The 22580-nt window shown below is 63.5% G+C and carries 24 protein-coding genes; 15 read left to right on the forward strand and 9 right to left on the reverse strand.

Features of this window, described 5'->3' with window-relative positions; all coding sequences use genetic code 11:
* The first annotated feature begins 130 nt into the window (after positions 1–130).
* From B0G81_RS09465 to B0G81_RS09475, 3 genes are all read left to right on the forward strand, one after another.
* On the forward strand, positions 131–439 hold the full coding sequence (locus B0G81_RS09465; protein ID WP_106278174.1) for a DUF4148 domain-containing protein: 309 nt from the start codon (positions 131–133) through the stop codon (positions 437–439).
* A 349-nt stretch (positions 440–788) separates the two neighbouring features.
* Positions 789–1424: a carbonic anhydrase gene (locus B0G81_RS09470; protein ID WP_106278172.1), complete on the forward strand. Its 636-nt coding sequence runs from the start codon at positions 789–791 to the stop codon at positions 1422–1424.
* A 119-nt stretch (positions 1425–1543) separates the two neighbouring features.
* The gene (locus tag B0G81_RS09475; RefSeq protein WP_134134792.1) at positions 1544–2281 is read left to right on the forward strand and encodes a carbonic anhydrase; all 738 of its coding nucleotides are present in this window, start codon (positions 1544–1546) and stop codon (positions 2279–2281) included.
* 15 nt (positions 2282–2296) lie between these two features.
* Here the strand turns inward: B0G81_RS09475 and B0G81_RS09480 are convergent, their stop codons facing one another.
* Positions 2297–2884 carry an alpha-ketoglutarate-dependent dioxygenase AlkB gene (locus B0G81_RS09480; protein WP_134134795.1) on the reverse strand — a complete coding sequence of 196 codons (588 nt, stop codon included), beginning with the start codon at positions 2882–2884 and terminating at the stop codon, positions 2297–2299.
* 124 nt (positions 2885–3008) lie between these two features.
* Positions 3009–4682: an alpha,alpha-trehalase TreA gene (gene treA, locus B0G81_RS09485; protein ID WP_134134799.1), complete on the reverse strand. Its 1674-nt coding sequence runs from the start codon at positions 4680–4682 to the stop codon at positions 3009–3011.
* 300 nt (positions 4683–4982) lie between these two features.
* On the opposite strand from treA, the gene B0G81_RS09490 reads away from it, so the two are divergent.
* Together B0G81_RS09490 and B0G81_RS44530 are read left to right on the forward strand one after the other, a co-directional pair.
* On the forward strand, positions 4983–5882 hold the full coding sequence (locus B0G81_RS09490) for a DMT family transporter (protein WP_134134804.1): 900 nt from the start codon (positions 4983–4985) through the stop codon (positions 5880–5882).
* A gap of 345 nt (positions 5883–6227) precedes the next feature.
* Positions 6228–7211 (forward strand): DUF4148 domain-containing protein, encoded by a 984-nt coding sequence (locus tag B0G81_RS44530; protein WP_243856403.1) that lies wholly within the window; start codon positions 6228–6230, stop codon positions 7209–7211.
* A 42-nt stretch (positions 7212–7253) separates the two neighbouring features.
* Here B0G81_RS44530 and surE read toward each other — a convergent pair whose 3' ends face one another.
* The 3 genes from surE to B0G81_RS09510 all read right to left on the reverse strand — a co-directional run bounded on the left by surE (position 7254) and on the right by B0G81_RS09510 (position 9226).
* Entirely contained in the window at positions 7254–8033 is a 780-nt protein-coding gene (gene surE / locus B0G81_RS09500; protein ID WP_134134806.1) for a 5'/3'-nucleotidase SurE, read from the reverse strand.
* An 84-nt stretch (positions 8034–8117) separates the two neighbouring features.
* The gene (locus B0G81_RS09505) at positions 8118–8858 is read right to left on the reverse strand and encodes an LrgB family protein (RefSeq protein WP_134134808.1); all 741 of its coding nucleotides are present in this window, start codon (positions 8856–8858) and stop codon (positions 8118–8120) included.
* A complete protein-coding gene (locus B0G81_RS09510; RefSeq protein WP_134134810.1) occupies positions 8855–9226 on the reverse strand; it encodes a CidA/LrgA family protein in 372 nt (123 codons plus the stop codon). Before B0G81_RS09510 ends, B0G81_RS09505 begins: the two co-directional genes overlap by 4 nt.
* 148 nt (positions 9227–9374) lie before the next feature.
* Between B0G81_RS09510 and B0G81_RS09515 the strand changes: the two genes are divergently transcribed.
* Positions 9375–10538, forward strand: coding sequence for an epoxide hydrolase family protein (locus tag B0G81_RS09515; protein ID WP_134134812.1), 1164 nt, complete (start codon positions 9375–9377; stop codon positions 10536–10538).
* 538 nt (positions 10539–11076) lie between these two features.
* A complete protein-coding gene (locus B0G81_RS09520) occupies positions 11077–12036 on the forward strand; it encodes a hypothetical protein (RefSeq protein ID WP_116121761.1) in 960 nt (319 codons plus the stop codon).
* A 64-nt stretch (positions 12037–12100) separates the two neighbouring features.
* Here B0G81_RS09520 and B0G81_RS09525 read toward each other — a convergent pair whose 3' ends face one another.
* Together B0G81_RS09525 and B0G81_RS09530 are read right to left on the reverse strand one after the other, a co-directional pair.
* Positions 12101–13186, reverse strand: coding sequence for a TIGR03118 family protein (locus tag B0G81_RS09525; protein WP_134134814.1), 1086 nt, complete (start codon positions 13184–13186; stop codon positions 12101–12103).
* A 120-nt stretch (positions 13187–13306) separates the two neighbouring features.
* Positions 13307–14710 (reverse strand): PLP-dependent aminotransferase family protein, encoded by a 1404-nt coding sequence (locus tag B0G81_RS09530; RefSeq protein ID WP_134134816.1) that lies wholly within the window; start codon positions 14708–14710, stop codon positions 13307–13309.
* A gap of 395 nt (positions 14711–15105) precedes the next feature.
* On the opposite strand from B0G81_RS09530, the gene B0G81_RS09535 reads away from it, so the two are divergent.
* Positions 15106–16335, forward strand: coding sequence for an FAD-dependent oxidoreductase (locus B0G81_RS09535; RefSeq protein WP_134143041.1), 1230 nt, complete (start codon positions 15106–15108; stop codon positions 16333–16335).
* Positions 16336–16470: 135 nt separating this feature from the next.
* Positions 16471–17622 carry a branched-chain amino acid ABC transporter substrate-binding protein gene (locus B0G81_RS09540; RefSeq protein WP_106278151.1) on the forward strand — a complete coding sequence of 384 codons (1152 nt, stop codon included), beginning with the start codon at positions 16471–16473 and terminating at the stop codon, positions 17620–17622.
* Positions 17623–17644: 22 nt separating this feature from the next.
* On the opposite strand, the gene B0G81_RS43550 is transcribed toward B0G81_RS09540, so the two are convergent.
* The gene (locus B0G81_RS43550; protein WP_166678945.1) at positions 17645–17788 is read right to left on the reverse strand and encodes a hypothetical protein; all 144 of its coding nucleotides are present in this window, start codon (positions 17786–17788) and stop codon (positions 17645–17647) included.
* 31 nt (positions 17789–17819) lie between these two features.
* On the opposite strand from B0G81_RS43550, the gene B0G81_RS09545 reads away from it, so the two are divergent.
* Positions 17820–18434 carry an HAD family phosphatase gene (locus B0G81_RS09545; protein WP_134134818.1) on the forward strand — a complete coding sequence of 205 codons (615 nt, stop codon included), beginning with the start codon at positions 17820–17822 and terminating at the stop codon, positions 18432–18434.
* Positions 18435–18459: 25 nt separating this feature from the next.
* On the opposite strand, the gene B0G81_RS09550 is transcribed toward B0G81_RS09545, so the two are convergent.
* Positions 18460–19365 (reverse strand): LysR family transcriptional regulator, encoded by a 906-nt coding sequence (locus B0G81_RS09550; RefSeq protein WP_116121757.1) that lies wholly within the window; start codon positions 19363–19365, stop codon positions 18460–18462.
* Positions 19366–19526: 161 nt separating this feature from the next.
* On the opposite strand from B0G81_RS09550, the gene B0G81_RS09555 reads away from it, so the two are divergent.
* The 5 genes from B0G81_RS09555 to B0G81_RS09575 all read left to right on the forward strand — a co-directional run bounded on the left by B0G81_RS09555 (position 19527) and on the right by B0G81_RS09575 (position 22391).
* Entirely contained in the window at positions 19527–19862 is a 336-nt protein-coding gene (locus B0G81_RS09555) for a metalloregulator ArsR/SmtB family transcription factor (protein WP_116121756.1), read from the forward strand.
* The gene (locus B0G81_RS09560; RefSeq protein WP_106278145.1) at positions 19859–20308 is read left to right on the forward strand and encodes an SRPBCC domain-containing protein; all 450 of its coding nucleotides are present in this window, start codon (positions 19859–19861) and stop codon (positions 20306–20308) included. The genes B0G81_RS09555 and B0G81_RS09560 overlap by 4 nt, the downstream gene beginning before the upstream one ends.
* A 39-nt stretch (positions 20309–20347) precedes the next feature.
* Complete coding sequence (locus tag B0G81_RS09565) at positions 20348–20986, forward strand: glutathione S-transferase family protein (protein ID WP_134134820.1); 639 nt, start codon at positions 20348–20350, stop codon at positions 20984–20986.
* Positions 20987–21022: 36 nt separating this feature from the next.
* A complete protein-coding gene (locus B0G81_RS09570) occupies positions 21023–21235 on the forward strand; it encodes a hypothetical protein (protein WP_106278142.1) in 213 nt (70 codons plus the stop codon).
* Between the two features lie 127 nt (positions 21236–21362).
* Positions 21363–22391: an aldo/keto reductase gene (locus B0G81_RS09575; protein ID WP_134134822.1), complete on the forward strand. Its 1029-nt coding sequence runs from the start codon at positions 21363–21365 to the stop codon at positions 22389–22391.
* Positions 22392–22580 lie beyond the last annotated feature (189 nt).

Consider the following 22580-nt stretch of genomic DNA (forward strand, 5'->3'; position numbering starts at 1 on the left):
GATTCAGGAACAATCCCTTCGACGGCGGGCCGTTATTCTATGAGGAATCGGCACCTATATTGGTTTCAGCGGTTGCGCGGAGAGCGATTCGAAGCGCTGCTGACCATCAATTATTGGAGGTGTTTCCATCATGAATTCCCTGATCAAGGCTGTCGTTATCGTCGCTTCGCTGGCTGCTTCGGCCACCGTGTTCGCCCAATCGAATTCCGGCATTACGCGCGCGCAGGTGCGCGCGGAACTGGTTCAACTGCAGCAGGGCGGCTATCACGTCGGCGACGGCGACCAGGCGCATTACCCCGAAGCGATTCAGGCCGCAGAAGCGCGCGTCGCCGCGCGCAACGGCGAGACTAGCGGTTATGGCGGCAACGTGGCCGGTTCGTCGCAAAGCGGCCGCCCGGCTGTGTCCGCCGCCGACTGGAATGCGATGTATAGCCGTTGATCCGACGGGCGCGAGGTAGCGCGCGCCGCGTTGGAAGGGACTCTTCCAGCATGGCGTATATATCGGCTTCGGCGGTATCGGTAAAGTAGTCAGGCACGCACGGTTTCCGGTGTGCGAGCGAGAGAGTTGGCCCCGGCTGGTAACAGCCGGGGCTTTTTTTTGTTTCGCCGCGCACGGTGAAAATGTTCTCACGATGGCGCCTCGGCGACGTTCGCACTCGCATGTTTGGCCAGTGCGCGGCCACGCCTTTGGCTGCGGTATAGTCGCGCCAATGGATCGCATGTATGCTCGCGGGTTTCATATTGCCGCGAGCACTGCGGGCTCACGCTTCGATTTATGGAGAACAACCGTGCAGGAAATCATCGAGGGTCTCATCCGCTTTCAACGCGAAGTCTTTCCGCAGCAGAGCGCGTTGTTCAAGCGTCTGTCCATGGCGCAAAGTCCCAGTACGCTTTTCGTGACGTGCTCGGATAGCCGTGTCGTGCCGGAGCTGCTGACGCAGACCGAGCCGGGTTCGCTGTTCGTGATCCGCAATGCCGGCAATATCGTGCCGTCTTATGGTCCGGAACCGGGCGGCGTGTCGGCGACCGTCGAATACGCGGTGGCCGTGTTGGGCGTGCGCGATATCGTGATCTGCGGCCACTCGAACTGCGGTGCGATGACGGCGATCTCGACCTGCAAGAATCTCGATCATCTGCCGGCAGTGGCGGGCTGGCTGCGTCACGCGGATGCGGCCAAGGCCATCAACGCATCACGCACCTACCATTCGGACGCCGAGTGCCTCTCCGCGCTGGTCAAGGACAACGTGATTGCGCAACTGGCGAACATCCGCACGCATCCGTCGGTGGCAGTCGGGCTTGCGAATAAAACACTGCGGCTGCACGGCTGGATCTTCGATATCGAAAGCGGCACGATGCTCGCGCTCGACGGCACTAGCGGCAAATTTTTACCGCTAGTGGACAACCCGGACATCTACGCCGTCTAACTTGATGTTCGAACGTGGCAAGCGCACGATGAGGCGTCGCGCGCGCGGCCCCGCTTTCACGATTCATGCCGGTTCGAACGGCACCGCTGGGGCGCTGCTCATGACATAGGAGGCGAGCCATGTGCGGCCGTCATCTGTATTCACCCACGCGGCGCAATCTGCTGCTGGCCGGTGCGTCGTCGATCACGCTGGCGGGTTTGCCGCGGCGCGTAGCCGTGGCGGCGGAACCCGCGTCAGCCAATGCGCCGAATTCGATTCCACCTTCTGAAGCGCTCGACCGCCTGATGCAGGGCAACGCTCGTTACGCCGCGAATAACCCTTCAAACAAGGACTATTCCGCAGGCCGCGCGGCGCGTGTCTCGGCGCAGTATCCGATTGCCGCCGTCGTGGGGTGTGCGGATTCGCGGGTCGCACCGGAACTCGCCTTCGATCAGGGACCGGGCGATCTGTTCGTGGTGCGCGTGGCCGGCAATTTCGTCAACGACGATATTCTCGCGAGCCTCGAATACGGCGTCGAATTCCTCGGCGTGCCGCTCATCATGGTGCTCGGGCATACGCAGTGTGGTGCGGTGAGCGCCACGGTCAAGGCGCTCAAGGATGGCGTTCATTTGCCTGGCCATCTGCCGGAACTGGTTCGCGCGATCAAGCCCGCCATGCAGATGGCGAAAGTGGCGAAAGTGACGAAAGGAGATCAAGGCGAGGATCTCGTTACGCAAACCACGATTGAAAATGTCAGGTTGAATGTCAACCGGCTGATCGCGTCAAGACCGATGATCGGGCCGTATGTGACAAGCGGGAAGGTCAAGATTGCCGGCGGCATTTACGACCTGGCGACCGGCAAGGTCACGTTGCTCTGACGCACCATTCGCTAGTCAACCGCTGAAGCACCGAAACGCAAGGCTGATACGAGGCTCCGTCGCACCCGCGAGCTTGGGAATGCCGTGCTCGTGCGTGAATTGCGACGCATAGCTCATGACCAGACAACTGCCGGGTTCCAGTTCGACATGTACGATCCGTCCGGCGCCGGCGCCCGCTTTCGGCCGGATCGACATGCGGCGGCTCGCGCCGAGCGAAATGATGGCAATGGGCTGGGCGGGCACCAGCTTTTCGGTCTTGTCGCTGTGAAGCGCGACGCTGTCGCCGCCGTCGCGATAGAGATTGAGGCCGACGCGGTTGAACGGCGCGCCCACGAGCGCGCGCACGGCTTCGAATACCTCGCCCAAGGGCGCGGGCAGATCTTCGGCACCACGCGCGAAGGTGGCGAGCAGACGCGGCACGGCGACTTCGCGGTCGTACATCATTCGCTGCTGACTAAGCCAGCCGACATTGCGCAGCGCCGTCTCGAACCACGCTTGCGCCGTGGCAGCCGGGATCGACTCGGGCAGATAGCGGATTCCGCCTTCCTGGTCATGGAGAAGGGAGACGGGCTCGGGCGCGAATAGGGCTTGCTGGGACACCATGATTCCGACGTGGGCTGGGTGCCGCGCAATCAGACAATGAAGGGCGGCTCGGGCAACCATTATACTGTGTTTTTATACAGTATTCATGGCTTGCCGCGGCCGCGAGACCGCCCTCCGTGCGGACTCAATCGCCCGGGCTATACAGGTCGAGCAGCTTGAGCGTCACGCCATTGGTCCAGCCGAAGCCGTCCTGCAACGGATATTCGCCACCGCCGCCGCCGCCCGTTCCCGAGCCTTCCACCACGTATTTCTCGACCAGTTTCTGATCGGACGCGTAGACGCCTTTCACGTCGGTAAGAAAACGCGTGCCGATCTGTTGCGCGAGCGCGTCCTGCCCGTAGCGCTTCAAGCCCTGAATGGCGGCCCAATGCAGCGGCGCCCAGCCGTTCGGCGCATCCCATTGCTGCGTCGTGTTGTAGGTCGTGGTGACGAGGCCGCCCGGTTTCAACAAGGTCGACTGCACCTGTTTCGCCGTCTTGAGCGCACGTTCCGGCCACGCCGCGCCGACAAACAGCGGAAACACCATCGCGGCCGTCTTGTTGTCGCGCGGTTTGGCGAGCTGCCAGTCATAGTCGCCGTAATAGCCGTTGGGATTCCACAGATAGCGGTTGATGCCGAGCGCGCGTTTCGCGGCGCGTTGCGCGAATTCGCCGACGCAGCGGAAATCGCGCGTCTCGCCGCAACCCTTGGCGATGGTGATCTCGAGGTGGAACATCAGGCTGTTGAGGTCGACCGGAATGATCGACGTGGTGCGCACCGTCGCGAGTGTCATGTTGTCGCCGAACCAGCGCGAGCTGAAATCCCAGCCGCTTTCGGCGGTGGCGCGCAACTCGCGGTAGACGTCGTTCGGATTGCGGCCGCTTGCCTGTTGCGCGGTCTGGATGTCCTCCAGATACGACTCGTCGCGCGGCGTGTCGAGCTCATCCCAGTAGCGGTTGAGCACCGTGCGATCCGGCATCACGACCACATTGCGCGTGGCCGAGCCGGGTTGCGTGGTGGTCTCGCCCTGCATCCAGTACGCGTATTCCTTGCGCAGCGCCGGCAGGTACTTCTGGTAGACGCCGTGGCCTTCCGCCTTCGCGGCGAGTTCGACCATGTGCGAGAAAAACGGCGGCTGCGAACGGTCGAGGTAGTAGGTGCGATTGCCGTTCGGAATATGGCCGAAGGTATTGATCTCGTAGGCGAAGTTGTCGAGCATGTCGTCGACGAGATTTTCGTTGCCGGATTCCTGCAGCCCGAGCATCGTGAAATAGGTGTCCCAGTAGTAGCCTTCGCGGAAACGGCCGCCCGGCACCACATAGGGTTTCGGCAATGGAATCAGCGAGCTGTTGGGCGGCGCGCTCGTGGTGGTGCGGGTCAATGCGGGCCACAGCCAGTTGATGTGTTCACGCAGAGTCTGGTTGGCGGGCGGCGTGATGATCGGCTCACTCGGCGGCGTGAAGTATTTGCTGACGAACTTCGCCAGCGAAAAACGGGGGTTGTGCTTCTGCTGCTCGTACAGTTGGACGATCGCGGCGGGATCGGCGTTCGGCGTTGCGTCGACGAAGGTCTTCTGATCCGGGTAGATCTGCGCGGTTTGCACGGCTACGAAGAGATCGCCGTAGAGTATGTCGGGCGCGGGCGGAAGCGTGCCGCCGACCTGCGTGTCGGCATGGCAGACGCCGGCGAGATTGATCAGGAAAACGAAGCTTGAAGCGGCCGCTATGCGGTGCAGCCTGGTGGATTCGACGCTACGGAAAGCGGTGCGGGATACGCTGCCGGCGCGCGCGAAGTTGCGCAATTGCGATGACTCAATCATGTCTCCTCCGGAGGAATGGACAACAGGATTGGTCTGCCTCGCGCCCAATGCTTCTTCTAGGGATAACCAGGGCGTGGCTAGCATCGCACAAATTACGCGGCGTTACAAACGACTATGCGAGCGGCATGCGCAAGATACGCATGCCGCTGCGCTGCACCAACGAGCATGGCGATTCTGCTTTTTCACCGAGCCGATCATTGACGGCGCTGCAGGCATAATCCGTTTTCCACCGTTGCGAGCCGCGCAGCCGGCCCGCCAAACCGGGGCGACGTGTGGTTCCACGCGCTCCCAGGAAAATCCATGCCGCCTATCACCGCCGTCCGCACTAGCGCCGTGCCCCTACGCAGCGTTGTGCTGATCCTCGTGTCGATGTTCTGTTTCGCGCTGGTCGACGCGCTCGCCAAATCCGTGGCGCTCGCTTATCCGGCCAACGAAGTCACGTTCTTTCGCATGTTGTTCGGCTTGGTGCCGGCGGTGGCGGTATGCCTGCGCGGCAAGCCGATCGCCGAGCGGATCAGGCACATGGACGTGCGCGGGCAGACTCTTCGCGCGCTGACGCTGCTGGGCGCGTCGGGCCTCTTTTTCGCCGGTTTGCCGTACATGCCGCTTAGTGAAGCGGTGGCGATCGTCTACTCCGAGACCTTGCTGGTGATCGTGCTCGCGCCGCTGTTGCTGAAGGAGGCGTTGAAGCCGCGCGATGCGCTGGCCGCCGCGGTCGGCTTTGCCGGCGTACTGTTCGTGGTGCGTCCGGACGGCTCGCATTCGAGCTGGCTCGGTCCTGTCCTGCTGATGTCGAGCGCCTTCTTCGGCGCGCTATCGATCATTCAGATCAAGCGCATTCGCGCCTCCGACGATTCGGGGACGACGGTGCTGTATTTCACGACGATCGGCACGATCGTCACCGGCGCTTCACTGTTCTTCGCGTGGCGCACGCCCACGCTCCAGGCGCTCGCGGTGATGGCCTTGCTCGGCTGCTTCGCCACGGCCGGGCAATTGCTGATGACCATGGCGTTCCGCCAGGCCGACGCGGGCGCGCTCGCGCCGTACAACTACACGAGCATAGTGTGGGCGGCTTTGTTCGGTTATATGGCGTGGGGCGAGACGATCGGCGCGATGTCGCTGCTCGGCATTGCATTGATCGTCGGCAGTTCGATTGCCGTTGCGATGCGTGGGAAGCAGGAAGAAGGGCCGCTCGTATAGTTAAGCGTGATGTGTTGAGCACACATTTCGGCCTTGCCGGGTTACTTCGCAGTTCCAGGTAGCGTCGGGAAAAAATACGCGCCGAAGCTGGCTTTTTCGGCCAACGGACCATGCACAATCGGACGATTCGACGCCTCACGGATATAAATAGAAAATGAGCGCATCCAGGTTGCGTGCGCCTCCGTACGTGACTTGATCGGCCGAACCCGCGGCTAAAACCGGGGCCGCGAACTCGCGGTCATCGTAGCGGCGTCGAATGGACCCGTTCGTCGCAACCTTCTGATGAATCCGAGCATTTCCGTGCAACTGCGGACACGCATTCAACACGACTGAAAGGGCAGGCGCATGTATAGCGAACCCAGGAAGATCGTTCTCGCAGGTCTTGTCGTCAGCGCTGTTGCAATCGCTGCCTATGTGTCGCAGGCCGGCAAACCCTGGCAGTCGACGGACGAATTCGGTTCCGCGCGAGGTGAGACGCCGGCTTACCGCACGCGCGGCGACACGATCAGCGGCGCGGTCATATCCGGTCCGGTCGCCGCTCGCAACGATTCGAGCGGTGCTTCGGCCAGCGGCCTGCAGGCGGCGCGCAACAGTCTGCAACGCAACGATCTTGCCGCCGCGCAGGCGCAACTCGATGCAGTGCGTTCCGCGCATCAGGACGACGATCAGGTGCGCGCGTTGCAAAAGGAAGTGCAGGCGCGCGTGGATAACGAGCAGCGTGCCGTGAACACGCCGCAAGTCGAGAAGGCGCCGCAACGTGCTGCGAAGCCCGTGCGGATGTCTTCTTCATCAGCGAAACATGGGCGGTCGCGTGAAAGCCGCGCTGCGGTCCGGAAACAGACGAACCCCGAGACGAACCGCGAGACGAGTTATGCGAAGAACCAGGCCGCGTTGGACAGCCTGGTCGCCCGTGTCGACAGCCACAGCGCGCCGGACGCGAGAACGCCGGTCAACGGCGAACCGGCCGTGGCGAGGCAGCCTTCATCGGTCCAGGCCGGGCTGAAAGCGATGCAGAGCGCGAGCAGCGTGCCGGGCGTCGTGACGCCGCTAGTCCAGCAAGTGCCGCAGAAACCGCCGGTGGTTTCAACCGCGCCGACGGAGTCGCAAGCCGGCCTGGCCACGCAAGCCACGCTGCCGTCGCCGCCATTGGTGCAGGCTATACCGTCTGCCGGCACGGCGGCGAAAACGGACGACGGCCCGAAAACGCGCTCGCAGGTGCGCGCGGAAATCGCCCGCGCCCGGGAAAACGGCAGCCTCCCCGCGTTCGGCAATCCCGACCCCGCGGGGCCGGGCGGGGCGCCGAGTCTCACCGCGGCACCGCGTCCGTGACGCCGCGCAAACCGGCGATTGGCGGAAAGGCGAGCCGCAGGATCAACTCAGCGAAGCCGCGAGCCGCGCGAAGGTGGGCTCGTCGGTGCGATCGAAAGCGAGCGGTGTGACCGACACGCGCCCCGACGCCACCACGGCCGTTTCGCTGTCGGGATCGTTCGCGCGCGTGCCGCGTTGAAAGCGCAACCAGTGATAAGCCATGCCGCGCGGATCGACTTGCGGCAACACGTCGATATCTTCCACCAGTCCAACGCCCTGGCGAGTCGGCGTGAGCGGACCGGCACGCGCCGCGTCGACATCGGGAAAGTTGATGTTCAGGCAGGTGGGCGCCGCGTGCTCGATTGCAAGCAATTGGCGGATCACACCGGGCGCGAGCGCACGCGCGGTGTCCCAGCGCACGTTGTCGCGATTGCTGAAAGTCTGGCTCAGCGCGAACGACGGCAAACCGAGCAACAGGCCCGTCATGGCGGCGCCGACGGTGCCTGAAAACATCGTTTCGACACCGAGGTTGCCGCCGCGATTGATGCCGGAAAGAATCAGCGTGGGCGGCGTGTCGCGCATCAGATGACGCACGCCCATCACGACGCAATCGCCGGGTGTGCCGGCCACGCCGAAACGCCGCTCGCCCTGGCGGCTCACGCGCAGCGGCGAATGCAGGCTGATCGAATGCGACGTGCCGCTCTGATCGTGCTCGGGCGCGACCACCCAGACTTCGTGCGCGAGCTCGGCGGCCACGGCTTCGAGTACGGCGAGGCCGGGCGCGTCGATACCGTCGTCGTTCGTCAACAGTACCCGCGGCACTTTGGATTCATAGGCAGACATCGCGGCAAACTCCTTTGGGTGGGTAAGGGAAGGGAAGCCTCATTATCCGACCATCGGGCTTTTCTGTTGCTGCGATGACGCCGCTCAGCCCGTCAGCCAGCGCGAGGCGAGCGGCATCAACACCGGCACGACAAACGCGGTGAACACACCATTCAGGCCCATGCCGAGACCGGCGAACGCGCCCATTTCCTCGCTCACCTGAAAAGCGCGCGCCGTGCCGATGCCGTGCGATGCGATCCCGAGCGCGAAACCGCGCACCTCGGGTTCGGCAATGCGCAGCGCGTTGAGTATCGCGCGCGCGAACACGGCACCGAATACGCCGGTCGAAATGACGAGGACGGCGGTCAGGGACGGAATGCCGCCGATCTCGGAAGCGACCGCCATCGCGATCGGCGTGGTCGCGGATTTAGGTGCGAGCGAGGCGAGCGTTTGATGCGACGCGCCGAACAGCGCCGCCACGCCGACCGACGAAACGATGGCCGTCAACGATCCCGCGACGAGGCCGCCGATCAGCGGCAACGCGGAGCGGCGCAGCTTCGGCCATTGCCGGTAGAGCGGCAGCGCGAGCGCCACGGTTGCAGGGCCCAGCAGAAAGTGAACGAATTGCGCGCCTTCAAAATATGTCGCGTACGGCGTGCCGGTGATTTCGAGCAACACCACCAGCAGCGCTACCGCGATCAGCACGGGATTGGCAAGCGGATTGAAGCGCGCCTTCGCGTAGATTCTCTGGGCGATGAGGTAGGCGATCAGCGTGATCGTCAGCCCGAGCAAGGGACTCGCGGCGAGATACACCCAGATGGCACCGAGCTTCGGAAGGGCGGTCATGATGCGGACTCCGGCGCGGAGGGCTCGTGATGCTGGCGGCGCATCAACGCCCGTGTGACGAGCGCGGCCACCGCAATCGCGAGCGTCGTGCTGACCGCAATGGAGACGATCACCGCGACAGCGTCGCCGCGAATCCGGCTCGCGGACACCATGATGCCGACGCCCGCTGGAACGAACAGCAAGGACAGATGGCGCAGCAGTTCGAGCGCGGTCGGCTCGATCGCATCGGCGGTTTGCGGGCGCAGCATGATGAAGCCGAACAACAGCAGCATGCCGATCACCGGACCCGGCACCGGCAAATGGAACACGTACGACACACCTTCGCCGAGGCACTGAAAAGTGAGCAGGGCGGCGATCGCTTGAAGCATGGCAGTCTCCGGAATGCGAAAACGGAAAAATGCGCCATTGTGTACCATGCAGATTGCCTCGTGCTGGCTCGCTGCCTGAACGGGGCGTGGCTCCGCTATTTGAGCCGGTTGCGCACGTCGACCCATACACCGTCCCGGACGAGTTGCCATGCAGATACAAGCGTTTCAGATTGCAATCGCCGATCACGAGATCGACGAGCTTCGCCGGCGTATTCGCGCGACACGTTGGGCGCCCGCCACGCCGTCGCCGGCCTGGCAGCAGGGCGCCGATGCCACATGGCTGCGCGAACTGGCCGAGTATTGGGCCGAGCGTTTCGATTGGCGCGCGGCCGAGCGCGGCTTGAATCAGCAGCCGCAATTTCTCGCCGATGTGCAAGGGCAGCGCGTGCATTTCGTCCATCGGCGCGGCGTAGGGCCGGCGCCGTATCCGCTGGTGATCACTCATGGCTGGCCCGGCTCGTTCTTCGAGTTTCATGCGCTGCTCGACCGCTTATGCGACCCGGCCGCGTCCGGCGGCGATCCTGCCGATGCCTTCGATGTCGTCGTGCCGTCGCTGCCTGGTTTCGCGTTTTCGCAGGCGCCCGCGCAAGCCGGCACGTCCGCGTTTCAGGTGGCCGATGTGTGGGCCTCGCTGATGCAAGGCCTCGGCTATGAGCGCTTCGGCGCGCAGGGCGGCGATCTCGGCGCGGGCGTGTCGATCGCGCTCGCCGCGCGGCATCCGCAAGCCGTCGGGGGCATTCATCTCAACTTCCTGCCGAGCTCCTATGAGCCGGCCCTCGGCGCGGCGCAAAAACCGCTTACGCCGGCCGAAGAAAATTTCCTGCGGGAGAAAAACGAGTGGGCCGCGCAGGAAGGCGGCTATGCGCACATGCACAGCACCAGGCCGCTCACGCTCGCGGCGTCGCTCAACGATTCACCGGTGGGACTGGCCGCATGGATCGGCGAGAAGTTTCGCGCATGGAGCGATTGCGAAGGCGACGTGGAGCGTGTGTTTTCGAAAGACGATCTGCTGACCAACATCTCGCTCTACTGGTACACGCAGTGTATCGGCCCGGCGATCCAGATGTACTGGGAAAACCGCCTGCAGCCGATGCGTTTCGCCGAAGGGCAACGCGTCGCGCCGCCGGTCGGTTTCGCGCACTTTCCGAAGGAGATCAATCACCCGCCGCGCAGCTGGCTCGAAAGAACGTTCAACGTCGTGCAATGGAGCGACATGCCCGCTGGCGGACATTTCGCGGCCATGGAAAAGCCTGATCTGCTCGCAGCGGAAATTCGCCGCTTCTTCCGGCCGCTGCGGCAGCCGCGCAGCTAGTCGAAACCCGGTTGCCGTCGCCACGCCGGCACATATGATTTGACGGTCGCACGGCTTCACCGGAACCGTGCGCGACGGACCTGAGCCGGAGGCGGCGGAATAGCGCTGCCGTCTGTCGCAAAGTTGCGAACGCGTGGGCGCAAGGTCATGTCTGCAAATCGTAAGCACATGACGAAACGCAACGAGTAAGTTATTCGCGGCGCTCACTGACGCATCCGCAATTATTGCGCAATGCAATCGCCCCCAACCAACCTGCCGCAGCACCACGTCATGTCTCTCTGCGTTTTGGCGGAAAGGCGATGCAAGGACGTGAAACGATAGACCAACCCTGATGCCTGCGCCCCGGTTCATCCGACTCCATCGCCGCAGATCAGCGTGCCCGGCTCGAATGTGACGCCACGATGGCACGATTCGCGATTTCAAATGTCGCGCACCTTGCGGCTGTTTCCGCGCCCGAGGCAAGAACATGTGGATCAACCTTCGACAGCGACGCATCGCTCAAAAGGCGGTCCGTCGCTCACGCGTGCTTAGGAGCAACGTGAATCTTTTTCCGTGCACTCTCGTTTATGTCGATGTCGATGCGAAGCCGGGTCCCAACTCGACGAATCGCGATCCGCTCTCGTATGTCAGTCAGGCGGTCTGCCTGAACAACAGCTTGCGGCGCGTGGGCCTGCCGACCTTGACGATCATGACCAACGCGCCGGAGCTGGTCGCGCGCCGGCTCGAAAGCATACCGGCGGAGCATCGCCCGCTCGTGACGCGGCTCACCGCGACCATCGAGTTGCCGAAGAATACGCCGTTCTACGCGGCGCATTTCAAACTCGACCTGATGGACCAGGTGGCGGAGAGCTTGCCCGCCGACACGATGATGTTGCTGCTCGACGCCGACATGGTGGCGCTGCTGCCGCTCGACCGCGATCTGATCGAACGATGCGCACAAGCCGGCCTCGGTGTCTTCGATATTTCGGATCAGGTGTTTCCTGCTTACGGCAGCGAGCGAGTGGTCGCGGATCTGGAGATCGTCGCGGACCGGCGCTTGATGAATCCGCGCTGGTACGGCGGCGAATTTCTGATCGCGACACCCGTTGCATTGCGCCGGCTGGTGCCTCGCGCGCGAGCCAGTTACGCACGCTATCTCAGCGAAAGCGAGCGTTTAAGGCATCACGGCGACGAAGCGTTCATCTCGGCCGCGCTCAATGCGCTCAGCGACGAAGGGCAAGTGCTGATCGAAGTCGGGGCGTATCAGGCTGTGGGGCGCCATTGGGCCGGCAACAACTATCGGGATTTGCGCTGGTTCCGTTGCTGTTCGTTCGTCCACCTGCCGGGCGGCAAGGCGCTGCTCGAAAAGGAAGCGCGTTTCGACGACTTCGCGCCGGACCGTTTCTGGCGCACCATGCGTGCGGCGCATTTGCGTGGCCGCGTGCGTCACGCGCTCAAGCGGATCGTGAGGCTGCTGAACGTGCAGCGGCTCGCGGCGCGCATGCGCTGCGCGGCGTGAAGCGGCCGCCGCGCCAGTCACCTGCGCGTGGCGGAGCGCGGCGCCCGCGCCGCGCGTTCGCCCGTCACATTTTGACATCGATACGTCCGTAGACGCCGTTCGTTTCTTCATTCGGGCCGGCGGCGAAAAACAGCGTGTTGACCGGCTGATTGCTGAGCCCATTGCCGAACGCGATACCCCACAGACCGTGCTGCACGAACGGCGTGTTATCGGGCAAGTTGATGGCGCCGAGAGACCGGCCGCTCACCGGATCGAAGGCGTTGATCGTGCCGTCACCGAAATTGCCGATCAGCACGTCGCCACTGAAGCGTCCAAAATTGGCCGGCGCCTGCGTGATGCCCCACGGCGCATTCAGCACGCCACCTGAGGCGAAACGCTGCAGCAGATTACCCGCCGTATCGTAGACATCCACGAAGCCGAGGCCGGCGCCGTCGACGTTGTCGTGGGCCTCCGCGTCCTGCTTCGCGTAGGTCACGAAGAGCTTTGCGCCGAGCGCCTGAATGCCGAACGGCGCGAAGCCCGCTGGAAGCGACGCGTCCTGGAACTTGCCGGGCGTCGATACCTTCGCGAAGCTCTTGTCGAAGACGTCGATTCTGTTGTTGTGAAAGTCGGCGGCGTAGAGGAAGTTGGCGCCGCCGTTGCTGGCCAGCGCGAGGCCCTTGTACACCGCGCCGGCGCTGCCGCTGTCGAATACGACGAAGGCGGTGGTGGGCGCGACCGTCGGCGCCCACGCGGTAATCGTGCCGCCTTCGCCGGCAAAGATAAATGCGCCCACGCCGGATTTGCCGCCCTGAGTCACGACGAAGTCCGTCGTGCCGTTGAACACGATGCCGGTCGGATTCGCCGGTCCGTTGGTTCCGTTCGGAATGCTGACCACAAGCGATTGTGGCGTGCCGTTGCCGTCATAAAGCGTGGCGAGCGAGGTGGCGTTATCGGCCACCCAGACGAAACCTTTTGGATTGAAGGCAACGCCCCATGCGTTTTTCAGATTCGGGTCCGTATGCGCCGCCGCGACGGCGCCGTCCGAGACGAGCGCCGTCGACGTAAACGATTGGCTGTTGACCGAATCGGAACCGCCGCACGACGCGACAAGACTCACCAACGCCGCGCCGCCCACGACGACGCCCAATGCTTTAAGCACAGATTTCATGGCCGCACCTCTCTGTCATGACCGATGGTCATTGCGCTTATTGAACGCACGGTGTCGCGGCTTTATTCCTTTGGCGGAGAAGTTTTTTTGATCATGCGCAGCGGCCAGTCGGGCGGCGCGTCATATCGTGCCGAACAGCGCGCGCGGACGATCCTTGAGCGTGCCGCTCAACAGCCGTAGCGCGCTCACGAGCTGATCGCGGCTGGTCGCGCAGGCGAGGTTGATCCGCACTCCATGCTCGATCTCCGAGCGGTCCACGGCGAACGCCGACGACGGCATCACCACGACGCCGCGCGCCTTCGCATTCGCCGCGAAGTCGTCGGCGCGCCACGGCGGCGGCAACTTCAGCCATACGAACATGCATGCCGGATCGGTCTGCAGCAACTCCTGCGGCAACAGCTCGCGCGCGAGGTCCTGGCGTGCGCGAATCTCGGCGAGCTGCGCGTCCATGATGTGACGCGCGGTGCCGTCCTCGATCCAGATGGAGGCGATCAGCATCGACATCGGCGCGGGCATCCATGCCGTCGTGCGCACGGCTTCCGCGCATAGCGCGGCGCTGTCCGGCGGACTCAGCAGATAGCCGAGCCGCAGACCGGGCGCGAGGATCTTCGAGGTGGCCGCGAGGTGGAAGGTGAGTTCCGGACACAGGCTCGCAATCGTCGGCAGGCGCTGCGAGACCAGTGGGCCATATACGTCGTCCTCGATGATCGCCACGCCGTGCCGGCGCGCGATATCGACGAGCGCCATGCGACGTTCCAGACTCATGGTCGTAACAGTCGGGTTTTGCAGGTTCGGCACGGTGAAAACCGCCTTCACCGGCATGCGCAGGCAGGCGCGTTCGACTTCGTCGGTCAGCAGCCCGTCGCGATCGCTAGGAATGCCGACGATCTCGAACTGGAACACCGGCGCGAGCGCTTTGAGGCCGTAGTAGGTGAGCTGATCGGCGAGGATCACGCCGTCGGTGCCGATCAGGCTGTTCAGCACCGCATATAGGCCGTGCTGCGCGCCGCTCGTGACCACCACGTGATCGGCCGATGGGGCAAAGCCGGGCGCGGCCATCCAGCGCGCGCCGGCCATGCGCGCCCACGCGGGCCCCTGCGGCGGCTGGTACTCCTGCAACTGCGGATAGCGCGGATCGCGTGGCAAATCGGCCAGCGTGCGAGCGAGGCAGTTCAGGAACTCGCCCGTGGCCGGACGGTTGACGGTCAGATCGATCGCGGCGTTGCTGGTGGCTTGCGCGGGTGCCACGCTCGGCATCGCGCCGCCGGTCACGAGCGAGCCGCGCCGTTTGCTGCCGATCACCAGCCCGCGCGACTGCAATTCCTTGTACGCGCGCGACACCGTGGACACATTGATGCCCAGTTCGGTGGCCAGTTGCCGTTGCGGCGGCAGGCGGCTGCCGGGCGGATAGATGCCGCTGCGAATCTCGCTCTCGATCGAACTGGACACCTCGATATAGGTGGGGCGCTTCGCCTGCTCCGGCGCGCCAGAGGCGGAGCGGGCGGCGTCTTTGTCAGAAGCCATAAGATCAGGTGTCTCCATACAAAACCGGCTTTGTCCGCAATTGTGCGGAGGTTTGCCGATTCTATACCAGACCTGCTCGACTGCAAGCCTTCGGGTGCCAGCTTACCCGGCCACGATGCGCTGGCAAAGAGCGGACCCACGGCGATCCAGGGAAAGTGCCAGGGCCACACAATGTGCGTTTTAATTGCACACAAAAAAATATTGTGTGATTCTATGTGTCATCGTTTGTCTGGTGGCGCGATGCAGGAACCGTCGCCGGACTTCGTCCGGCAATCCGTCAGCAGGAGTTCTCCGATGAGCTTTCCCCAGTCTTCCCCACCCGGCACCAGGCGGAAAACCGGCGCCGGCTCGTTCACCGAAGGCGCGCGCATGGGCGTCGGCGAAGGGCGCAAATGATGCCGGAAATTGCCATTATCGGAGCGGGATTCATCGGCCTCGCGAGCGCCGCGGCGCTGATGCGCGACGGCCATCGGGTCACGCTATTCGACCCGGCAGGCGTGGGGCAGGGGGCGTCGTTCGGCAATGCCGGCACCTTCGCGCACTACGCGTGCATCCCGGTCAACAACCCATCCGTGTTCCGTGATTTGCCGCGCTTTCTGCTGTCGAATCAAAGCCCGTTCAGATTGCGCTGGGGGTATCTGCCGCATCTCGCGCCGTGGCTCGTGCGCTTCATGATGAGCTCGCTGCCGCGGCGTTATGAAGCGAGCGCCGGGGCGCTCGCCGCGCTGCTCGATTGCGCGCGGGAAGGCTACGCGCCGCTGCTCGCCAACGCGGAGCTGGCGCGTTTTGTCCGGCCACGCGAGTGTCTCTACCTGTATTCGGATGCGGCTTCGTTCGATGCCGCGCGTCCCGCGCTCGATCTGCGGCAAAAGCTGGGCGTCGCTTTCGAGGTGCTCGACGGCGCCGCCATACGCGCACTCGAACCGGCGCTGGCGCCGATCTTCGAACGCGGCGTGCTGTTCAGCAATAGCTGGCACTTTTCCAATCCACAAGGCTTTCTGCAGACGCTTTACGAACAACTGGCCGCACAGGGACTGAAGCTCGAACGCTCGTCCGTCGACGCGGTGCAACCCGGTACGGACCACGCGAGCTTGACGGTTAGCGGCGTGACGCGGCGGTTCGATCACGTGGTAGTCGCGACCGGCGCACGCTCGGCGCAGTTCGCCGGCCAGTGCGGCGACCCGGTTCCGCTGGATACGGAACGCGGCTATCACGTGCGCTTTCGCGGCGCGCAACACCTGGTGTCGCGGCCGGTCGGCTGGGCGGAGCGCGGTTTCTACATGACGCCGATGAGCGACGGCTTGCGCGTGGCGGGTACGGTCGAACTCGGCGGTTTTGGCGACACGCGCAACCGCTCGCTGCTCGATCTGCTGACGTTCTCGTCGAAGCGGGCGTTGCCCGCGCTCGATACACCGGACAGCAACTGGCTTGGCTTTCGTCCCACGCTGCCCGACGGCGTGCCGGTGCTCGCGCGCTCACGCGCAAGCGCGCACGTGATTTACGCATTCGGTCATCAGCATCTGGGTTTGACGCTGGCAGGCGTGAGCGGGCGCATCGTCGCCGATCTGATCGCACAGCGTGCGCCGCCGCTCGATCTCGCGCCCTACGCGGCTACGCGCTTTTGATTGCAGCAGAGGCGGGTTGGCAGATTTTTTTCGAGGTTTTACCACCAGCATCGCAGAGCAGTTTCGACGCGTCGCGCATCGGATCGGCCCACCTGCACACACACGCGCGACGTCACATCTCGCAAGGAGCGCATCATGAATCGCCGCTATTGGCTATTGAGTGCCACTGTCTGTGCACTCGCCACGTATATGCCGTTCTCGTGGGCCGCCGACCCCCAGATCGTCAAGATCGGTTTCGTCGGACCGTTGACGGGGCCCGTTGCGCGGGTCGGCAAGGACTTGCAGTACGGCGCGCAGTTGGCGCTCGATGAAGAGAACGCGAAGAACCCAACGATCGGCGGCAAGCCGGTGAAGTTCGTGCTCGACGTGCAGGACGATCAGGCCGACCCGCGCGTGGCGATTCAGGTCGCGCAGAAACTGGTCGACGACGGCGTGGTCGGCGTGATCGGCCATTACAACTCGGGCTGCAGCATTCCGGCCTCGACGGTGTATCACCAGGCGAATGTGGCGATGATCACGCCGGGCTCGACCAATCCGCAATTGACTAAGCAAGGCTTCAAGAACGTGTTTCGGACGATGGGCCACGACGGTATCGGCGGAGTCGTGGCGGGGCATTTCGTGGTGGAGCAGATGAAGGCGAAGCGCATTGCCATCATCGACGACCGCACCGCTTTCGGGCAAGGCCTGGCCGATGCGTTCGAGAAAGGCGTCAAGGAAGCGAACGGCAATATCGTCGATCGGGAATTCACCAACGACAAGGCGATCGATTTTCGCGCCATTCTGACCACGCTCAAGAGCAAGAACGTCGACCTGATTTTCTTCGGCGGCCTGGACGAGCAGGGCGCGATGCTGGTCAAGCAGATGCGATCGCTCGGCATGTCCACACAGCTGTTCGGCGCGGGCGCGCTGAAGAGCAATGCATTCCTGCAGATCGCCGGCACGGCGGGCAACGGAACGCAGGATCTCGAACCCGGCCCGGCGCTCGACAAGCTGCCGGCCGCGCAGGCGTTCGGCAAGCGCTACAAGGCGCGTTTCAATCAGGATGTCGAACTGTACGCGCCGTTTTCCTATGACGCGGCCCTTGCCATGCTGAAAGCGATTCACGCCGCCGACTCGCTCGATCGCGCGAAGATCGTCGACAGCCTTGCCAAGGTGACCGTCACCGGAGTAACCGGCAATATCACGTTCGATCCTTACGGCGATCTGATCAAGCCGCCGTACACGCTGTTCCAGGTTGAGCAGGGCCAATGGAAAAGCGTCAAGACGGTGGGCGGCAGCGGCGCATGATGATGTTTTACGAAAGCGGATCTTACTGGGCTGCTGCTTCGCTGACCTCCGCGAAAAAACCGTGACGCCGGCCAATGCCGATGCTGTTGCCGGCAGTCATGGTTTTGTCGAGGCACAATAGAAACAGGCAACCGTTCGGCGCCATCGCGTCGCGCGGTTGCTTCATTTCTGAAAGCTTTCGACGCGAGGCCGACAGCATGACCGCATCCATCACGCTGGTTCTGTTCGACATGGAAGGTGTTTTGTCCCACTACGACCGCGCCGCGCGAGTCGAACATCTGGCGTCGACTGCGGGCTGCACGGCGGACACCGTGCGTCACGCGATCTGGGGTTCGGGTCTCGAAGCACGCGCGGACGCCGGCGCAATCAGCGATGACGAGTATCTGCGCGAGTTGGGCATGCTGCTGAACTACCCCGTCAGCCGCGACGACTGGCTGGCCGCCCGTCACGCGTCGATCACGCCGAACCAGGAAGCGCTCGCGCTGGCCGCCCAGGTCGCCGAGCGGCATCGCATCGCGGTGCTGACCAACAATTGCCGCCTGTTGACCGACTACATGCCTTATCTGAATCCGTCTGTCGCGCGGCTGTTCGGACCGCACGTTTACTCGTCGGCGGCTTTTGGTGCGGCGAAGCCGGCGGCGCAAACCTACCTGCGTTGTCTTGAACAACTCGGCGTGCCCGCGGCCCAAACGCTTTTCGTCGACGACACGGCCGCCAACGTGAACGGCGCGATCCATGCGGGACTGCAAGGACACAGGTTCGTCAGCGTCGACGCATTGTCGGACGACTTGCAGCGTCGCGGTTTGATCTAGCGGCTGTGGCTGTTTTTCGAATGTGCTAGTCGCAGAAGTCCGGATTCTGCTGCACCAGTTCGTGCACCCACTCGCTGAACACCCGCACGGACATGCTCAAACGACGGTGCGGATAAAGAATCGAGAGCGGCAACGGCGCGCAATGGCAGTCGCGCAAAATCTCACGCAGCGCGCCGGATTCGATTGCCTTCGCCGCCATGAAGCGCGGCGTCTGGATCAGGCCCAAGCCTTCCACCGCGGACGCAACGTAGACCAGGCCTTCGTTGACTGCGAGTTTGCCCTCGATCGGTCTTTTGATCAGCACGCCGTCCGCTTCGAACTCCATCGGGTAGACGCGCCCGGTGCGCGCGGAAAAATAATTCACCGCGTGGTGCCGGTCGAGATCGTCGGGCGTGGCGGGCTCGCCCATCTGCTCGAGATAGGCAGGCGCGGCGCAGATCGTCATGCGCACGCTGCCGAGCGAGCGCGCCACCAGGTTCGAATCGTCGAGCACGCCGATGCGGATCACGCAATCGACGCCTTCCTGCACGAGATCCACGTTGCGGTCGGCCAGTCCCAGCTTCACGGTGATGTCGGGATAGCGCGCGTTGAAATCGCGCATCACGGGAATCAGCACGTGATGCGCGAACGTGGCGGACGTGTCGACGCGTACCGTGCCGCGCGGACTTTGACGTTTGCTGGATAGCGCCGACTCGGCGTCGGAGACCTCGGCGAGAATGCGGGCGCAGTATTCGTAGTAAAGCGCGCCGTCGTCGGTCACCTGCACGCGGCGCGTCGTGCGGTTGAGCAGGCGCACGCCGAGATGACTCTCCAGATTCTGCACGAGCGTCGACACCGAAGCGCGCGGCATCTCCAGTGAATCCGCCGCTTTCGAGAAACTGGACGCGTCCACGACGCGCTTGAACACTGCCATGCCTTGAAGGAGGTCCATACGGTTCTGTCCTCTCGACGCTGAGCGAATCCGTGATTGCGAATCGTTGGAATGATAGCCGTGGCGCGTCGAGGACGGACAGTATCAACGGGCCTACGGGTTCACGGAGTCGGGCCGTAAAAAACCTTGACTCCCGAAGTTCACGGCCTATAGTTCACCATATGGCAAAGTCTCCAGTCAGTCAACTCGATCGCACGTTTTCCGCCCTCGTGGACCCTACGCGGCGGGCCATCCTCGCGCGTCTCGAGCGCGAGCCGGGCTTGTCCGTTACGGAAATCGCGCGTCCGTTGCCGCTCAAACTGCCCGCCGTCATGAAGCATCTCGACGTGCTGAGCGACGCGGGTCTGGTGGCGCGCACGAAGAATGGCCGGACCGTCTCGGTCGAACTGGTTGCCGGCCCAATGGAAGAGGCGATGGCGTGGCTGCGACGCTACGAACGCTTCTGGTCCGCGAGTCTCGACCGGCTCGCCGATTTTGTCGAGAGGAACGACGAATGAACGAAAAGCCCAGCCTGACCATCATTCGGCGCATCAAGGCGCCGCCTGCAAGAGTCTACGCAGCATGGACGCGGCCGGAACTGATGGCGCGCTGGTGGGGACCGGACGCGGGGCCGGTGCTGAGCGCCGAAGCCGATCCGCGCGTGGGCGGCCGCTTTCGCGTGGTGTTTCAGACGCTGGACGGCGAAACACACGACTGCCGCGGCGAATACCAGGAAGTGGAGACCGACCGCAAGCTCGTCTTCACATGGGAGTGGGTCACGCTGCCCGAGCGCCGGTCGCTCGTGACGATCCGGTTTCGTCCGATCGAAGAGGGCACCGAACTCCATTTCCATCATGCGCAGTTCTTCGACGAGGCCGCTCGCGACGGTCATCAAACCGGTTGGACCGGTGCATTCGAGAAGCTGGACGCACTGCTTGCCGGGCTGGAAAACCAGGCCAAATGAAGCATATTCCACCGAAGTCAACGCACACTGAGGTCGACCATGAAGCTTTACTATGCTGAAACGCTGTCTCCCAGAAAAACCTGCGCATTGGCCCAATACTTAGGGTCGCAAATCGACTACGCCTTTGTCGATCTGCGCAAGGGCGAACATACCCGAGCGGACTATCTGGCGATCAATCCGAACGGCAAGGTGCCTTGTCTCGTCGATGGCGACAAGATCATCTGGGAGGCCGACGCGATCCTGTGCCATCTTGCGCAGCGCGCGGAATCTTCGCTCTGGCCGCGGGGCGCGCAGCAGCAGGTCGACGTCGTGCGCTGGTTCAGCTGGAATAGCCAGCATCTGCTAAGGCATGCCGGTGCGCTGTATTTCGAGTATCTGATCAAGCCGTGGGTCGGACTCGGCGAGCCCGATCCTTCGAAAGTCGCCGAAGCGCAAGGGTTTTTCCGCAAGCATGCCGCCGTGCTCAACCAGCACCTGAAGGGACGCAAGTGGTTGCTTGGCGATGACCTGACGGTCGCGGATTTCTCGGTCGGCATCTCGCTGCCGTACGCGAAAGGCGCGGCGATGCCGCTTGAAGAGTTTCCGGAAGTGGTGCGCTGGCACGATCAACTGAACGCGATCGGCGCATGGCGCGACCCGTTTCCCGCGCGCCAGGAGCGCGCCGCGGCGAACGCCTGAGGAGGACTCATGTGCTGCGCGATAGTTGCACTCACCATGACCTTGCTGGCCAGCTGGCGCAGCGAGTCGGGCTCGCTCGCGGGCCGCATCGGGCGGCTGCGCCGGATTGCGATCGCGGTCATCGCGATCGGTGCCGCGGCGGGCTCCGCCATGGCGGCGGACGAGTTTGCCGCGGCGGGTGGCGGACAACAGTCGTCGTTGATCGCGCGGCTGGCGAGCATGCCGATTTGCGGGCACTTTATCCGCTAGTGGCGTGTGACCTGTGACCTGTGACCTGCGATCGTCGAGGCAGGTCGCTTTGAGTCGCATCGACGTGCTGTGCCGATTTGCCGTATCGTACGAAGTCACTGTATTGCGCGCGAATCGGGGGTACGTCATGGCACTTTTGTCGAAAAACGCTGTTGAGAGTGCGGGCAGACGCCGTTTTCTGCGCACGGCTGGTCATACAGCAATCGGCTTGTCGGCGTCGCTCGCATTGCCGCGCGTGGGGACGGCTCAAACGCTAACCCAAACGTCATCGCCAACACCTGGCTCGCCAACGCCTGAGTCGCAAACCGAATCCGCCGCCACGCCGCTCCCACGCATGTCACAACGCGTGATTCCCGCCACGGGCGAACGCTTGCCCGTGGTCGGCTGCGGCACCTGGCGCACCTTCGATGTCGGCACCGATCCCGCCGGCCGCGCACAACTCGCCGACGTGCTGCGCATTCTGTTCGCAGCGGGTGGCTCGGTGATCGATTCATCGCCGATGTACGGCTCGTCGGAAGCGGTGGCCGGCGCGCTGCTCACGCAACTGGATGCGCACAACAAAGCCTTCGTCGCCACCAAGGTCTGGACCGAGGGACGCGAGGCGGGCATCGCGCAGATGGAGGAATCGCTGCGCCGCTTTCAGCAGCCGCGCATCGATCTGATGCAGGTTCACAATCTGCTCGACTGGCGCACGCAAATCGCCACGCTGCGCGACTGGAAAGCGCGCGGCCGGATTCGTTACATCGGCATCACGCACTACACGTCGAGCGCATTCGACGACGTGGCGTCCGTCATGCGCAGCGAGAAGCCCGACTTCGTGCAGATCAACTACGCCGCGGACGACCGCGCCGCCGAAGCGCGCATCTTGCCGCTCGCGGCGGACTTGGGCATCGGCGTCGTGATCAATCAGCCCTTCGGCGGCGGCGGCCTGCTGGCACGCGTCGGCAAAACGCCGCTGCCTGGGTGGGCAGGGGAAATCGGCTGCACGAGCTGGGCGCAGATTCTTCTGAAGTTCGTGCTCGCGCAGCCGGCGGTGACGGTCGTGATTCCCGGCACGGGGCGTCCGCAATACATGGCCGACAACGTTCGAGCCGGTTCGGGCCCATTACCCGACAAGGCGATGTGCGCACGAATCGTGGCAGCGGTGAATGGCTAGCGGATTTTGTTTGCGAATTTATTCGCGCTAATTCGTGGTGAACTCTCCAGCTAGTTCAAATTAAAACCTCATTCGAGGTTATTCGCTTAAGCCCTCGCGCTATAGCACACTCTCTCGCAAAGAAAAATAAAGTTTCCCGTAGTCATGCGCGATATTGCAATTCTTAGAGGATTAACTCGGCTTCATTAC

Origin of the sequence: Paraburkholderia sp. BL6665CI2N2 (genome assembly GCF_004366535.1) — a bacterium.
Lineage (GTDB): Bacteria > Pseudomonadota > Gammaproteobacteria > Burkholderiales > Burkholderiaceae > Paraburkholderia.

Bases quoted from the DNA above. Each gene is read 5' to 3' on its own strand.
- B0G81_RS09465 (WP_106278174.1), top strand. From the start codon at position 131: ATGAATTCCCTGATCAAGGCTGTCGTTATCGTCGCTTCGCTGGCTGCT.
- B0G81_RS09475 (WP_134134792.1), top strand. From the start codon at position 1,544: ATGTGCGGCCGTCATCTGTATTCACCCACGCGGCGCAATCTGCTGCTG.
- B0G81_RS09480 (WP_134134795.1), bottom strand. From the start codon at position 2,884: ATGGTGTCCCAGCAAGCCCTATTCGCGCCCGAGCCCGTCTCCCTTCTC.
- treA (WP_134134799.1), bottom strand. From the start codon at position 4,682: ATGATTGAGTCATCGCAATTGCGCAACTTCGCGCGCGCCGGCAGCGTA.
- B0G81_RS09490 (WP_134134804.1), top strand. From the start codon at position 4,983: ATGCCGCCTATCACCGCCGTCCGCACTAGCGCCGTGCCCCTACGCAGC.
- B0G81_RS44530 (WP_243856403.1), top strand. From the start codon at position 6,228: ATGTATAGCGAACCCAGGAAGATCGTTCTCGCAGGTCTTGTCGTCAGC.
- surE (WP_134134806.1), bottom strand. From the start codon at position 8,033: ATGTCTGCCTATGAATCCAAAGTGCCGCGGGTACTGTTGACGAACGAC.
- B0G81_RS09505 (WP_134134808.1), bottom strand. From the start codon at position 8,858: ATGACCGCCCTTCCGAAGCTCGGTGCCATCTGGGTGTATCTCGCCGCG.
- B0G81_RS09510 (WP_134134810.1), bottom strand. From the start codon at position 9,226: ATGCTTCAAGCGATCGCCGCCCTGCTCACTTTTCAGTGCCTCGGCGAA.
- B0G81_RS09515 (WP_134134812.1), top strand. From the start codon at position 9,375: ATGCAGATACAAGCGTTTCAGATTGCAATCGCCGATCACGAGATCGAC.
- B0G81_RS09525 (WP_134134814.1), bottom strand. From the start codon at position 13,186: ATGAAATCTGTGCTTAAAGCATTGGGCGTCGTCGTGGGCGGCGCGGCG.
- B0G81_RS09530 (WP_134134816.1), bottom strand. From the start codon at position 14,710: ATGGCTTCTGACAAAGACGCCGCCCGCTCCGCCTCTGGCGCGCCGGAG.
- B0G81_RS09535 (WP_134143041.1), top strand. From the start codon at position 15,106: ATGCCGGAAATTGCCATTATCGGAGCGGGATTCATCGGCCTCGCGAGC.
- B0G81_RS09540 (WP_106278151.1), top strand. From the start codon at position 16,471: ATGAATCGCCGCTATTGGCTATTGAGTGCCACTGTCTGTGCACTCGCC.
- B0G81_RS43550 (WP_166678945.1), bottom strand. From the start codon at position 17,788: ATGAAGCAACCGCGCGACGCGATGGCGCCGAACGGTTGCCTGTTTCTA.
- B0G81_RS09545 (WP_134134818.1), top strand. From the start codon at position 17,820: ATGACCGCATCCATCACGCTGGTTCTGTTCGACATGGAAGGTGTTTTG.
- B0G81_RS09550 (WP_116121757.1), bottom strand. From the start codon at position 19,365: ATGGACCTCCTTCAAGGCATGGCAGTGTTCAAGCGCGTCGTGGACGCG.
- B0G81_RS09555 (WP_116121756.1), top strand. From the start codon at position 19,527: ATGGCAAAGTCTCCAGTCAGTCAACTCGATCGCACGTTTTCCGCCCTC.
- B0G81_RS09560 (WP_106278145.1), top strand. From the start codon at position 19,859: ATGAACGAAAAGCCCAGCCTGACCATCATTCGGCGCATCAAGGCGCCG.
- B0G81_RS09565 (WP_134134820.1), top strand. From the start codon at position 20,348: ATGAAGCTTTACTATGCTGAAACGCTGTCTCCCAGAAAAACCTGCGCA.
- B0G81_RS09570 (WP_106278142.1), top strand. From the start codon at position 21,023: ATGACCTTGCTGGCCAGCTGGCGCAGCGAGTCGGGCTCGCTCGCGGGC.
- B0G81_RS09575 (WP_134134822.1), top strand. From the start codon at position 21,363: ATGGCACTTTTGTCGAAAAACGCTGTTGAGAGTGCGGGCAGACGCCGT.